Source organism: Aeromonas sp. ASNIH2, from assembly GCF_002934795.1.
In the GTDB taxonomy this organism is placed as follows: Bacteria; Pseudomonadota; Gammaproteobacteria; order Enterobacterales; family Aeromonadaceae; genus Aeromonas; species Aeromonas caviae.
This window is the reverse complement of the sequence record NZ_CP026406.1, coordinates 2,248,218-2,260,837: the sequence shown is the minus strand read 5'-3', so window position 1 is coordinate 2,260,837 and position 12,620 is coordinate 2,248,218. Positions and strand designations below refer to the sequence as shown.

The window sequence follows — 12,620 nt, the reverse complement described above, 5'->3', positions numbered from 1 at the left end:
GGCTGGCTGGACAGGCACCACAGGCCAGCCTGAGCCGATTTGCCATAAAAAAACGCCGCCCCAAGGGGCGGCGTTTTTATTGGTCGGCCGGCTTACTGCTTGAGCAGGCTGCCGTCGGTCACCTTGACCGCGGTACCGCCGCTTGCGAAGAAGCTGCCGAACTGGGTCTGCATCTCGGTGGTGACGGCGCCGGTCGGATCGAAGTTCTCGTCAGGTGCCAGCAGCGAGCTGTGCCCCCCGGCCACAAAGCGGGCCGCTCTGTGGTTGGCGGCGCCGGTGGCGGTCAGCGGTTGCAGGGCCAGGACCTTGAACAGCGGCTCGGTGCCACCCAGCGGGGCGGTGGCGATGCTGTTCGGGATCACTCGATCCGACAGGCTCAGGGCGCCGTCGCCGACGATTTCGGTGGCAAACAGCGGGAAGTCCGCCGCGATGCCGCTCCCCAAGTTGATGGGGTCTGCCGAATCCAGCACCGACTGCGCCGCGAAGCTGTAGCTCTGCAGGGTGCTGGCCGCCGTGGCCTGGGTGGCCGCATCCTGGCTCGGCAGGAACTCGTTGACGAAGCAGGTCGGCACCGCCGTCTTGCAGTTCGGGGCGTAGGCGGTGAAGGCTGCCTTCAGGGCCGCACTGCCAGCGGTCAGCACGCTCATCTGGATGGTCGGGCCGAAGGTCGGCGAGTTCAGCAACAGCGGCGCTATGCCGCCACCCGGCATGGCCAGGCCGCCAGTGTCGAACTTGAACAGGGCGTCTGCCGTCGGGTTGCCAACAGACTGGTTGGCCACCGCCAGCAGGTTGGCCCCCGCGATGGCACCCAGAGAGTGACCCAGGAAGTGTACCTTGAGGCTGCCAGCGGTGCCGATAGCCCCCTTGGCATTGGCCAGCCCCACCGCCAGACGCAGGCCCAGCAGATCCGCCACGCTCTGTTTCAGGTTGTCGCGGGCCACGGTCAGGTAGCTCAGGTTCAGGTAGGGGGTCGGGTTGTCGGAGGTGGTCACCGAGTCCATGCTGCCGGTCAGGGCGAAGCCGCGTTCACCGTGCAACGGATGATCGATCACCACCACGGCCACGTTCTTGCTCGCCTGGGCACCGGCACCAATCTGGCCAAGGGCCAGGGCGTAGGCGTTCTCCTTCACCGAGGTGACGCCGTGCTGATATATGATCACGTCGGTGATGTTCGCCAGCGGTGCGGCGGCAAAGATCCGCATCGGGACGGACTGCACCTCTTCCAATGCCGGCAGCGGGTTGAAGCGCCCGATATTCATCTCGGGATCCAGCGCCTTGCCGCCGGAGGTGAGGGTCACCCCGATCAACTTGCTCGCCTCCGCCAGCAGCTCGGCCTGACGGCTCGGATCGGCGATGAGTTCGCCCAGCAGGGCCGGATCCACACCCGCCCCCACCAGGCCGCCGATCACTTCGGCATCCTGGGCCTTCAGGGCGTTCGCGATGGCGTAGAGGCTGGGGATGGCACCGTGCCAGGACTGGGTCTTCGCCTTGTCCCAGGAGCCGGCGGTGGTCGGGGAGGAGAGGAAGTAGGGCAGCTTGACGGTGCCGCTGTAGACGGTGGTACCCAAGGCCAGATTGTGGAGTGGAGTGCCGTCACCAAAAGCGGCGGCAATCGCATCCTTCTGCTCCTGGGGCAGGAAGTTCTCGGCGTCCAGCTGGGTCAGGAAGGGGCTGCCGCCGCTCACCGACAGGGTATAGGTGCCAGGCAGGCTGGTATTGCCCAAGGCGTCCTGCTTCCACAGGGCGGCAGCGTCCAGGGTCGGGCTCTTGAGCACGGATGCGGCCGCCCCTTTCACCGCCACCAGCACGTCGGCGCCGGACTGGGTACCGAACCAGTCGGAGAAGATCACGTGGTCGCTAGTGATGCCGGTGGCAGCCTTGAACAGCCCTTCCTGCAGCGCAATCAGGCCGCTGATGGTCTGCTCCTGGGCGTTGCTGCCGGTGCTGGTCTTGTAGTTGCTGTAGTCGCTACCCGGTCGCAGGGGGGCACCCGTGCTGTCTTTGAGGGTATCGGTCGCCACTATCATGTAGTAGGAAGAGGGGTTGAGCGGCTTGAGCGGCACCAGATTCAGCTTCCCGGTCGTCTCGGCCACCACGAAGTCCACCCCGTAGGTCAGCACCTTTTTCACGCCGCTCGGACGCAGGGCCGCACTGTCAAACTCCAGCTCCATCAGGTAGAGGGGGGCCACGGAGGCTGCGAATTCAGCAGCGGCCGGCGCCTTGACCTGGATGCCGGAGGCCGTCACCGGCACTATCTGGATCGCCTGGGTAGTCGACCAGCCATCCAAGGTGGAGAGGGCGGACACCGGGTTGGAGAGATCCGCCGTTTCCGTGGAGAATTTCAGGGTACCGTCGGTCGCACGGGCTGCCAGGGCGCTGGGTCGGACTGCATTGGAGCCGCTCAGCAGATAATCGAGATAGCTTGAGATATCGCCTGTGTTGTCGTCACTGCCACCACAACCGCTCAGCAGCGCACTGACGACGGCCGCGTAAATTAGCTTTTTCTTCATATCCTTACCTGATTACCCATGACCCTCAGCCAGCTTCAAGAGCCGATATGGCATCGGAGGGCTTGCCACGACTGCATGCCCCAATTCTACCAACATGCTATTGAGGTCAAAACGATGATTAAACCGGAAGCAGTATTCCGCAAGATGCCTTGGTAAATGCTTCGCTCCGAGCGTATGGCAACTGCCCCGCAGCGAGTTTTTCACATTTCCTATCATCGTGTTTACCCAGTTGAATGCCGGATGATCCAGCCAGTCCAGGTTGCCCCCGGTGACAACTCCCAGGTGCTCACAATTGGCCTCCTTGACCGCTTTGAAACAGGCCAATCCATCGGATATCACCGCGCTACCACTGGCAATATGCCGTTTTGCCCAATCAGCAACGGACTTGGTTTTGAAACCATCGACCACCGTCATCCGCATCTTGATTGGATGTCCTTCCTTGTTCAGGGCCACTGCTGCCACAAACGGCGTCTTGCCTGCCGCGCCCCGACCCCGTTTGCCACCACGGCGCTCGCCACCCCAGTAGACATCATCGAGCTGAATGATGCCGCTGATGGGCTGCTTGTCATCGGACTCTTTCATGGCTTGCAGCAGCTTGTGCTTGAGCATCCAGGCGGTGTCATATTTGACGCCCAACTGGCGCTTTAGCTCCATCGCTGACAAGCCTGTTTTGGTTTGTGACAACAGGTGCATTGCCAGAAACCACTTGGTCAGTGGGAGCTTGGTGTTTGCGAAAATCGTGTTTCCAGTCAATGACATCTGGTGACGGCAGTGATTGCATTGCCACACACGTGGCCGCCTTCTCAGGCGACAACAGGTCTTGTTGGCACATTCAGGGCAGACAAAGCCGTTAGGAAAACGCCAAGTGAACAGCGCGTTTTCGCACTGAGCCTCAGTGCCATAGTCCTTGAGAAACTCAAACAGGCTGTAGCCTTTCTGGAATTGGATTTTGCTTTTGGCCATGATCTCGCACCTCGATAACTGTACGTAAGATCAGTATAGTTCGTGGTAACTGACTGCTAATCATGGGTAATCAGGTATCCTTATCTCTTTTATGTTGTTATCCATGATGAGCCTGACGGGGTAGGGTTCAAACCCGACCGAATCATATTAACAGCAACGCAACAATTAATAAGCCTCTGGTCAGTCATCTGATCTGATTTTTTTGTGTACACCATCAAGGAATTGGAATTGATTCCCGGTGTCACAGGGTAGCAGCCAGGGTACATCAACCAGACCCGACCAGAGCCCGATGGGATCCATGGCGCAAAAAGCCGCCCCGATCTCGGCAAAGGGGACGATTTGTCGGTAGAATGGCGCCATTGCTTAAGGAGACCCCCATGATCGACCCGAAAAAACTGGAAGAGATCGCCAAACAGATACACAACGCCCTGCCCCCCGGCATTCGCAGCATGGGTGAAGAGGTGGAGAAAAAGACCCGTCAGGTCTTGCAGGCTCAGCTCAACAAGCTGGATCTGGTGAGCCGCGAGGAGTTCGACGTGCAGACCAAGGTGCTGCTGCGCACCCGGGAGAAGCTGACCGCCCTCGAGGCCAAGCTGGCCCAGCTCGAGCAGCAGCTCGCTGCCAAGGGCGAATGATCCGGCGTGACCCGCCGTAGATAGCACAAACCCCAGCCAGGCTGGGGTTTGTCGTTTTTATGGGGACAACGAGTTTCTCATCCCCCCTTCTCTCGCAAGACGATAAGGGGGCAGATCGACGCTCTGCGGTTGGCCGTGGTCAGATAAACTCGTAGGCATCGCCGAAGATGCGCTCGGGCTCGGCGCCCAGCACCTTGAACTCTTCCCGCGCGGCACCGGCCATCTCGAAGCGGCCCGCCACATAGATGTCGTAGTCATGCAGGCTGACGAAGTCATCCATGATGGCCTTGTGCACCAGCCCGGTCCTGCCGGTCCAGTCGCTCTCGGGCTCCTGCACCACGGGAATGAAGGTCAGCGGCGCGTAGTCGCGCTCCCACTGCTGCATCTGCTCCAGCTCGTAGAGCCAGTGCGCCTGGCGTACGCCCCAGTAGAGGAACACCGGACGCTTGCTGCCGCTGCCGATCAGGTATTCCAGGATGGCGCGGGCATAGGAGAAGCCGGTGCCGCCCGCCATCAGGATCAGCGGTCGGGGGGATTCGTCGCGCAGGAACGCCTTGCCAGCGGCCAGCTCGACCTCGATCTCTCCCTGCTCGCGCATGCGGGCCAGCACCTGACCGGCATAGGCATTCTCGGGAGTGGCACCGATCTGCAGCTCCAGCACGCCGGAGCGGGTCGGCGAGTTGGCGATGGAGAAGGGGCGCTTGTCCGAATCGCTCATCACCACCAGCAGATACTGGCCCGGCTTGAAGCTCACCTCCTGCTGCGGCGCCAGCGCCACGTGCCAGATGGTGTCGACATATTCGCGCAGTTCCTCTACGCGGCACTTGATACGTTGCATTCTTGTCCTTGTGAGGGGCCTGCCCGGCCCGCTTCGCTCATGGTTTCACTGTTTTTATGGCGACCAGTTGGTGGTCAGGTCTGTCGAGCATACCCAATTCGGCACGGCAATACCGCACTTTTGCGTCACAATGGCCGCGCCGCATCGGGGATCCCTCAGTCGAGGATCTTCAGCTCGTCCCAGATGGCATCGATCTTCTGCTTTACCGCCTCGTCCTGGACGATGGGCTGACCCCACTCGCGATTGGTCTCCCCCGGCCACTTGTTGGTGGCATCCAGCCCCATCTTGGAGCCGAGCCCGGAGACCGGCGAGGCGAAGTCCAGGTAGTCGATGGGGGTGTGCTCGATCAGGGTGGTGTCCCGAGCCGGGTCCATCCGGGTGGTGATGGCCCAGATCACGTCCTTCCAGTCGCGGGCGTTGATGTCGTCATCGCAGACGATCACGAACTTGGTGTACATGAACTGGCGCAGAAAGGACCAGACTCCAAGCATCACCCGCTTGGCGTGGCCAGGGTAACGCTTCTTGATGGTCACCACCGCCATCCGGTAGGAGCACCCCTCCGGCGGCAGGTAGAAGTCCACTATCTCGGGGAACTGCTTCTGCAACAGCGGCACGAACACCTCGTTGAGCGCCACCCCGAGCACCGCCGGCTCATCGGGCGGACGGCCGGTGTAGGTGCTGTGGTAGATGGCATCCCGGCGCATGGTCATGTGGGTGATGGTGAAGACCGGGAACTCGTCCACTTCGTTGTAGTAGCCGGTGTGATCGCCGTAAGGCCCTTCGGGGGCCATCTCCCCCGGCTCCAGATAGCCTTCCAGCACGATCTCGGCGCTGGCGGGCACTTCCAGATCGCAGCTCAGCGCCTTCACCACCTCGGTACGGCTGCCCCGCAGCAGACCGGCAAAGGCGTATTCGGAGAGGCTGTCCGGCACCGGCGTCACCGCGCCCAGGATGGTCGCCGGATCGGCGCCCAGCGCCACCGCCACCGGGAAGCGTTCGCCCGGGTGGGCCTCCTGCCACTCGCGAAAATCGATGGCGCCGCCCCGGTGATCCAGCCAGCGCATGATCAGCTTGTTCTTGCCGATCTTCTGCTGGCGATAGATGCCAAGGTTCTGCCGCTTCTTGTAGGGACCGCGGGTGATGGTCAGCCCCCAGGTGACCAGGGGCGCCACATCCCCGGGCCAGCAGTGCTGGATGGGGATCTGATCCAGATCCACCGCGTCCCCTTCCAGCACCACCTGCTGACAGGGGGCCGAAGAGAGCCGCTTGGTCGGCATGTTGAGCACCTGCTTGAAGATGGGCAGCTTCTCCATCAGCTCCTTGAGCCCGCGAGGCGGCTCCGGCTCTTTCAGGTAGGAGAGCCAGGTCCCCACCTGGCGCAGGGCGCTGACGTTGGGCTGGCCCATGCCCATGGCAACCCGGTCCGGTGTGCCGAACAGGTTGGTCAACACCGGCATGGTGTAGCCCTTGGGATTCTCAAACAGCAGAGCCGGGCCCCCCGCACGCAGGGTACGGTCGCTGATCTCGGTCATCTCCAGATAGGGGTCTATCTCGCGACTGATGCGCCTGAGCTGTCCGTTTTGTTCCAACTGCGCGATAAAATCACGCAAGTCCTTGTATTTCATGCAAGTACCCCAGCGGGATCAGGTGGTCCCGCATTATAACCCTGGCGGCGTATCCGGTGTACCCGTATCGGACCTCATGACGGACGAGGCGTGTCGCCGTTCCTGAAGCGTCAGCCGGTTTGCCAATTGACCCAGGAGCCTGGGCTCGTCCATCTGCAACAACAGGCCGGCCACCAGCCCGCCATACTGGTGCTTGCCGAGTTCGGCCAGGAGGAACTGCTGGGCCACGTCCGGCAAGGGGGAGAGGCGGCTGAGCTGGTGCAGGGCGGGGACCATCAGGCGGCTGTTCTGGCTGGCGGCGATCAGCAGATCGCTCGCCTCCTGCCCTGAATAAAAGCGGGAAATGGTGTGCAGTGCAGTCAGGCTATCGTGATCCACTGGCTGACGCCACAGCTTGAGGTAGAGTGCCGTCTCCCCGGTCTGTTCGATGAAGTGCAGCAGCAACTGGTTGTCCGGCAGGAAGAGATTGAGGGCGGCAAGCCGCTGCGCCTCCCGACGCAGCACGGATACCGGCTGCCGATCGAGCACCGCCAGCAGGGCCTGCTGCTGCTGTGCCAGCTCGGGATTGCGGCTGTAGTAGACCTGCTTGAAGTCGAAGCGATCCTGCTCCAGCAACTGGCGATAGTTGTCCTGCCAGGCCAGCTGCTGCCAGTGGCTCAGCACCAGCCGGGCCTGGGCGGGGAAGTCGTAGGCGGGTAGCTGCACCAGGAAACCGTCCACCTTCCCTTCCACCAGCCATTGTGGCGCCTTGGCCGCTTGTGCCCGCACCCAGGCCAGCAGCGCCGGGCTGGGTGCGCCCGATGACTTGAGCTCACCCAGCAACTGGAACAACAGGAACTCCCGCTGCCCCACCGACAGGGTCTCAAGCAACGAGTCCATGGCATCAAACTGCCCGAGCGCCATACGGCCGTCCAGGTACGCCCGATGCCCATCCAGTCCCTCGTCCGCCACCAGAGGAGCCTGCAATTGCGGCGGGGAATCGGCATGCACCGGGGCCGCCAGCCACAACCAACCCATCCATATGAACAACACCAGCTTCATGACGTCCCTTTCCTTGTGACATCGAGGCTTCATACTACTAAGCCAGCCGTGAAATAGATAAACAAAAACCGCGACCTGGGCCGCGGTTTTGTCATGGAAGAGGCTGTTACTTCTGTTGACGCTTCATGGAGTCGAAGAACTCGTCGTTGGTCTTGGTCGCAGCCAGCTTGTCGATGAGGAACTCGATGCTGTCGATCTCGCCCATGGGGTGAATGATCTTGCGCAAGATCCACATCTTCTGCAGCTCGTCCGGTGCGGTCAGCAGCTCTTCCTTGCGGGTGCCGGAGCGAGTGATGTCGATGGCCGGGTAGACGCGCTTCTCGGCAATCTTGCGCGAGAGGTGCAGTTCCATGTTGCCGGTACCCTTGAACTCTTCGTAGATGACTTCATCCATCTTGGAGCCGGTATCGATCAGCGCGGTGGCGATGATGGTCAGGCTGCCGCCCTCTTCGACGTTGCGCGCCGCACCGAAGAAACGCTTCGGACGGTGCAGGGCGTTGGCGTCCACACCACCGGTCAGCACCTTGCCGGAAGACGGGATGACGGTGTTGTAGGCGCGGGCCAGACGGGTGATGGAGTCCAGCAGGATCACCACATCCTTCTTGTGCTCGACCAGACGCTTGGCCTTCTCGATCACCATTTCGGCGACCTGGACGTGACGGGAGGCCGGCTCGTCGAAGGTGGAGGCGATGACTTCGCCCTTCACCATCCGCTGCATCTCGGTCACTTCTTCCGGACGCTCGTCAATCAGCAGCACTATCAGCTCACAATCCGGGTGGTTGTAGGCGATGCTCTGGGCGATGTTCTGCAGCAGCATGGTCTTACCGGCCTTGGGCGGTGCAACGATGAGACCGCGCTGGCCCTTGCCGATCGGGGATGCCAGATCCAGTACACGGGCGGTGATGTCTTCGGTGGAACCGTTGCCACGCTCCATGCGCAGACGCTCGTTGGCGTGCAGGGGAGTGAGGTTTTCAAACAGGATCTTGTTGCGGGAGTTTTCCGGACGGTCGTAGTTGACGTCGTTGACCTTGAGCAGGGCGAAATAGCGCTCGCCCTCTTTCGGCGGCCGGATCTTGCCGGAGATGGTGTCGCCGGTACGCAGGTTGAAGCGGCGGATCTGGCTCGGGGAGACATAGATGTCATCCGGACCAGCGAGATAAGAGCCGTCTGCACTGCGCAGGAAACCGAAACCGTCGGTCAGGATTTCCAGCACACCGTCGCCAAAGATATCCTCGCCGCCCTTGGCGTGCGCCTTGAGGATTGCAAAGATAATGTCTTTCTTGTGCGCCCGAGCCAGATTTTCCAACCCCATGGATTCGCCAAGCTGGACCAGCTCGGACACAGGAGTGTTCTTAAGTTCAGTCAGATTCATAGTGGTGAAAGTCTGTAAGCAAGGATTGAAATGAGGAGACAGTCTGCTGGATTGATGCTGATCGGATTTGACTTGCCAGGCTGGTAGTTAAGCAAAGAGTCAGGCAAAAAGGTTAGCAAACGAGCGATAAACTAGCACCAATCAGGGTGAGCGTCTAGGTGATAAAACACAAGGAGCGCATTATTGCAATGCGCTCCTTCTTGATTATTACAGGTTGCCGTCCAGGAACTCTTTCAGTTGGGTCTTGGACAGGGCGCCGACCTTGGTCGCTGCCACTTCACCATTCTTGAACAGCAGCAGGGTCGGGATACCACGAATGCCGTACTTGGGCGGAGTGTCGGCGTTATGATCGATATTCAATTTCGCCACGGTCACGCGACCTTCATATTCCTGAGCAACTTCGTTCAGGATCGGGGCAATCATCTTGCACGGTCCACACCATTCGGCCCAGAAATCGACCAGAACAGGGCTGTCGGCGTTGATTACATCGGCCTCGAAGCTGGCATCGCTCAGCTGAACAATCTTGTCACTCATCTCCAACTCCAGTCAGTAATTAAGGCTTTATTGATGGTTCAACAAAGGCAATAGTTGCCCTATTTGAAATGATCCTGTTTATTATTGCAAGCCTAACCTGATAACCTACCGCCATGAGCAAAACACATCTAACGACCGAAAAATTCGCCCAAATGGGCCTCGAACCCGAAGTTCTGGCTGGTCTGGAATCAAAGGGATTTCACTATTGTACGCCCATCCAGGCACTGTCCCTGCCCCTGCTGGTTGAAGGTCATGACCTCGCCGGTCAGGCTCAGACGGGGACCGGCAAAACCCTGGCTTTCCTGGCGGCGACATTCAACTATTTGCTGACCCATCCGCTGACCAGGCCGCGCCTCGTCAACCAGCCCCGCGCCATCATCATGGCCCCGACCCGGGAGCTGGCCGTCCAGATCTATAACGATGCAGAGAGCATGTCAGCCTCCACCGGGCTCAAGCTCGGTCTCGCCTATGGTGGCGAAGGCTACGACAAGCAGCTGGCCGTGCTGGAACAGGGCGTCGACATCCTGATCGGCACCACCGGCCGCATCATCGACTACTTCAAGTCCAAGGTCATCGATCTCGGCAACATCCAGGTCGTGGTACTGGACGAAGCGGATCGCATGTTCGATCTGGGCTTCATCAAGGACATCCGTTTCCTGTTCCGCCGCATGCCCCCCGCCACCGAGCGTATGAGCATGCTGTTCTCCGCCACCCTCTCCCTGCGGGTGCAGGAGCTAGCCTATGAACACATGAACCACCCGGAACATGTGCAGGTCGAACCGGAACAGATGACCGGCGTGCGGATCAAGGAGGAGCTCTTCTACCCCTCCAACGAAGACAAGATGTTGCTGCTGCTCTCCCTGATGGAAGAGGAGTGGCCCGAGAAAGCCATCGTCTTCGCCAACACCAAGCACGTCTGTGAAGACGTTCATGCGTGGCTGGAGAACGACGGCCACCGCGTCGGCCTGCTGACCGGCGACGTGCCGCAGAAGAAGCGGATGAAGATCCTGGAAGAGTTCACCAAGGGCACCCTGGATATCCTGGTCGCCACCGACGTGGCCGCCCGTGGTCTGCACATCCCCGACGTGACTCACGTCTTCAACTACGACCTGCCCGACGATGCCGAAGACTATGTCCACCGCATCGGTCGTACCGGCCGCGCCGGCAAAAGCGGTCACTCCATCAGCCTGGCCTGTGAAGACTATGCCTTCAACCTGCCGGCCATCGAGGAGTACATCCACCACCCCATCCCGGTCAGCAAGTATGACCGCGAGGCGCTGCTGGATGACGTCACCGCACCAAAACGGGTGTTCCGCAACCGCCAGCCGGTGAACCGCAACATGCGGGATCGCCAGGGCGGTGGCAACAGCAACAACCGTCGTCGTCCCCCCCGCAAGAACTGAGGGATCGGCCAAGTTGCACAACTCGCCTCTCTATGCCGCCATCGACCTCGGCTCCAACAGCTTTCACATGCTGGTGGTGCGCGAGGTCGCCGGTGCCCTGCGCACCGTCACCAAGGTCAAACGCAAGGTACGCCTCGCCGCCGGCCTCGATGCCGATTTTCGCCTCAACCGTGCCGCCATGGAGCGGGGCTGGGATTGTCTGCGCCTCTTCTCCGAGCAGTTGCAGGACATCCCGTCCGACAATATCCGGGTAGTGGGCACCGCCACCCTGCGCCTGGCCACCAACGTCGACGAATTCATCAGCGAAGCGGAACGGGTGCTCAACCACAGCATCGAGATCATCTCGGGCGAGGAAGAAGCCAAGACCATCTATGAAGGTGTCTCCTGGACGTCGGCAGGGGAAGGCAACCGGCTGGTAATCGACATCGGCGGCGCCAGCACCGAGCTGGTGATCGGCGAGCAGAGCGAAGCCAAGCTGCTCAACAGCCTGCACATGGGCTGCGTCACCTGGCTCAACAACCACTTCGGTGATGGCGAGCTCTCCGAGACGCGCTTCAACCAGGCCATTGCCGCCGCCAAGGCGGTACTGGAGAAAGTGGCTGCGGACTACCGTGTCCTCGGCTGGCGCACCTGCGTCGGCGCCTCCGGCACCGTCCAGGCGCTGCAGGAGATCATGCTGGCCCAGGGCAAGAGCGAGCGGGTCACCCTGCCCAAGTTGCAAGAGCTGATGGGTCAGGCCATCGCCTGCGGCAGAGTCGATCAGTTGCAGCTCGAAGGGCTGGCGGCCGAACGGCTGACCGTGTTCCCCTCCGGTCTCGCCATCCTGATCGCCATCTTCGAGACCCTCGACATCGAGAGCATGACCCTGGCGGGCGGTGCCCTGCGTGAAGGACTCATCTACGGCCTGCTCGGCAACAATCACGACTGTGATGCCCGGGATCGCACCGCCGACAGCCTGATCAGCCGCTACCAGCTGGACAAGGAGCACGCCGAGCGGGTGCGCGACACCGCCATCCAGGCCTTCACCCAGCTGCAGCCGGCCTGGCGCCTCTCCAAGCGCTACGGTCGCCCGATCCTGCGCTATGCGGCCCTGCTGCACGAAATTGGTCTGTGCATCGAGTACAAGAAGGCGCCGCAACACGCCGCTTACATCATCGACAACATCGACATGCCGGGCTTCACCCCGGCCCAGAAGAAGCTGCTGTCGGCCCTGCTGCTCAACCAGCGGGACGACTTCAAGCTGGAGCCGCTGGAGAAACAGGGAGCCGTGACGGCTCGCCAGGCGATCCGGCTGGCCCGCATCCTGCGCATCTCCCTGATCCTCTGCATGCGCCGCACCCAGGGTACAGTGCCCCAGTTCATGCTGCAGGCCGATGAGGATGCCCTGACCCTGACCCTGCCCAGGGGCTGGCTGGACGAGCACTACCTGCGGGCCAGCGAGCTGCGCCTGGAAGTGGAGCGTCAGCAGAAGATGGGCTGGTCCACCCGCCTGCTGGAAGCCTGAACGGGCGCCCTGCGCCCGCTTCGCTTCTTTTCCCGCCCGTTCCGACAATCCCTTTCGCAGCCATCATTGGCGCCATTCAACGCCTTACCGTTGATTTTATTGTACTTTCAACCCAATTCCGGTTCTCCGCTCCCCCCTGCCATCTAGCCTGTGCCAGCGGCTCGGCTAGAGTTGAGTTGTCTCTCTCACAGGAAC

Annotated in this window: 10 protein-coding genes; 3 read left to right on the top strand and 7 right to left on the bottom strand. The window is 61.1% G+C overall.

Annotation, left to right across the window (positions count from 1 at the left end):
• Positions 1-92: 92 nt before the first annotated feature.
• Both C3F36_RS10595 and C3F36_RS10590 read right to left on the bottom strand, forming a co-directional pair.
• On the bottom strand, positions 93-2,510 hold the full coding sequence (locus C3F36_RS10595) for a VolA/Pla-1 family phospholipase (RefSeq protein WP_104455037.1): 2,418 nt from the start codon (positions 2,508-2,510) through the stop codon (positions 93-95).
• 12 nt (positions 2,511-2,522) lie between these two features.
• Complete coding sequence (locus tag C3F36_RS10590; protein ID WP_043851557.1) at positions 2,523-3,473, bottom strand: IS1595-like element ISKpn3 family transposase; 951 nt, start codon at positions 3,471-3,473, stop codon at positions 2,523-2,525.
• Between the two features lie 377 nt (positions 3,474-3,850).
• Between C3F36_RS10590 and ubiK the strand changes: the two genes are divergently transcribed.
• Positions 3,851-4,108, top strand: a complete 258-nt coding sequence (gene ubiK / locus C3F36_RS10585; RefSeq protein ID WP_010672374.1) for a ubiquinone biosynthesis accessory factor UbiK — start codon at positions 3,851-3,853, stop codon at positions 4,106-4,108.
• Between the two features lie 139 nt (positions 4,109-4,247).
• On the opposite strand, the gene fre is transcribed toward ubiK, so the two are convergent.
• The 5 genes from fre to trxA all read right to left on the bottom strand — a co-directional run bounded on the left by fre (position 4,248) and on the right by trxA (position 9,518).
• Entirely contained in the window at positions 4,248-4,946 is a 699-nt protein-coding gene (gene fre, locus C3F36_RS10580; RefSeq protein WP_010672373.1) for an NAD(P)H-flavin reductase, read from the bottom strand.
• Positions 4,947-5,101: 155 nt separating this feature from the next.
• Positions 5,102-6,571 carry a 4-hydroxy-3-polyprenylbenzoate decarboxylase gene (gene ubiD, locus C3F36_RS10575; RefSeq protein ID WP_052815127.1) on the bottom strand — a complete coding sequence of 490 codons (1,470 nt, stop codon included), beginning with the start codon at positions 6,569-6,571 and terminating at the stop codon, positions 5,102-5,104.
• A 33-nt stretch (positions 6,572-6,604) separates the two neighbouring features.
• Positions 6,605-7,612 carry a hypothetical protein gene (locus tag C3F36_RS10570; RefSeq protein WP_052815128.1) on the bottom strand — a complete coding sequence of 336 codons (1,008 nt, stop codon included), beginning with the start codon at positions 7,610-7,612 and terminating at the stop codon, positions 6,605-6,607.
• Between the two features lie 106 nt (positions 7,613-7,718).
• On the bottom strand, positions 7,719-8,984 hold the full coding sequence (rho, locus tag C3F36_RS10565) for a transcription termination factor Rho (protein WP_010672370.1): 1,266 nt from the start codon (positions 8,982-8,984) through the stop codon (positions 7,719-7,721).
• A 207-nt stretch (positions 8,985-9,191) separates the two neighbouring features.
• Complete coding sequence (gene trxA, locus C3F36_RS10560) at positions 9,192-9,518, bottom strand: thioredoxin TrxA (RefSeq protein WP_010672369.1); 327 nt, start codon at positions 9,516-9,518, stop codon at positions 9,192-9,194.
• 113 nt (positions 9,519-9,631) lie between these two features.
• Between trxA and rhlB the strand changes: the two genes are divergently transcribed.
• Together rhlB and gppA are read left to right on the top strand one after the other, a co-directional pair.
• Positions 9,632-10,921 carry an ATP-dependent RNA helicase RhlB gene (gene rhlB / locus C3F36_RS10555; protein WP_104455036.1) on the top strand — a complete coding sequence of 430 codons (1,290 nt, stop codon included), beginning with the start codon at positions 9,632-9,634 and terminating at the stop codon, positions 10,919-10,921.
• A gap of 13 nt (positions 10,922-10,934) precedes the next feature.
• On the top strand, positions 10,935-12,425 hold the full coding sequence (gene gppA, locus C3F36_RS10550) for a guanosine-5'-triphosphate,3'-diphosphate diphosphatase (protein ID WP_104455035.1): 1,491 nt from the start codon (positions 10,935-10,937) through the stop codon (positions 12,423-12,425).
• Positions 12,426-12,620 lie beyond the last annotated feature (195 nt).

What these genes read in the sequence shown, in the direction of transcription:
- C3F36_RS10595 (WP_104455037.1), bottom strand. Translation starts at nt 2,510, where the DNA reads ATGAAGAAAAAGCTAATTTACGCGGCCGTCGTCAGTGCGCTGCTGAGC.
- C3F36_RS10590 (WP_043851557.1), bottom strand. Translation starts at nt 3,473, where the DNA reads ATGGCCAAAAGCAAAATCCAATTCCAGAAAGGCTACAGCCTGTTTGAG.
- ubiK (WP_010672374.1), top strand. Translation starts at nt 3,851, where the DNA reads ATGATCGACCCGAAAAAACTGGAAGAGATCGCCAAACAGATACACAAC.
- fre (WP_010672373.1), bottom strand. Translation starts at nt 4,946, where the DNA reads ATGCAACGTATCAAGTGCCGCGTAGAGGAACTGCGCGAATATGTCGAC.
- ubiD (WP_052815127.1), bottom strand. Translation starts at nt 6,571, where the DNA reads ATGAAATACAAGGACTTGCGTGATTTTATCGCGCAGTTGGAACAAAAC.
- C3F36_RS10570 (WP_052815128.1), bottom strand. Translation starts at nt 7,612, where the DNA reads ATGAAGCTGGTGTTGTTCATATGGATGGGTTGGTTGTGGCTGGCGGCC.
- rho (WP_010672370.1), bottom strand. Translation starts at nt 8,984, where the DNA reads ATGAATCTGACTGAACTTAAGAACACTCCTGTGTCCGAGCTGGTCCAG.
- trxA (WP_010672369.1), bottom strand. Translation starts at nt 9,518, where the DNA reads ATGAGTGACAAGATTGTTCAGCTGAGCGATGCCAGCTTCGAGGCCGAT.
- rhlB (WP_104455036.1), top strand. Translation starts at nt 9,632, where the DNA reads ATGAGCAAAACACATCTAACGACCGAAAAATTCGCCCAAATGGGCCTC.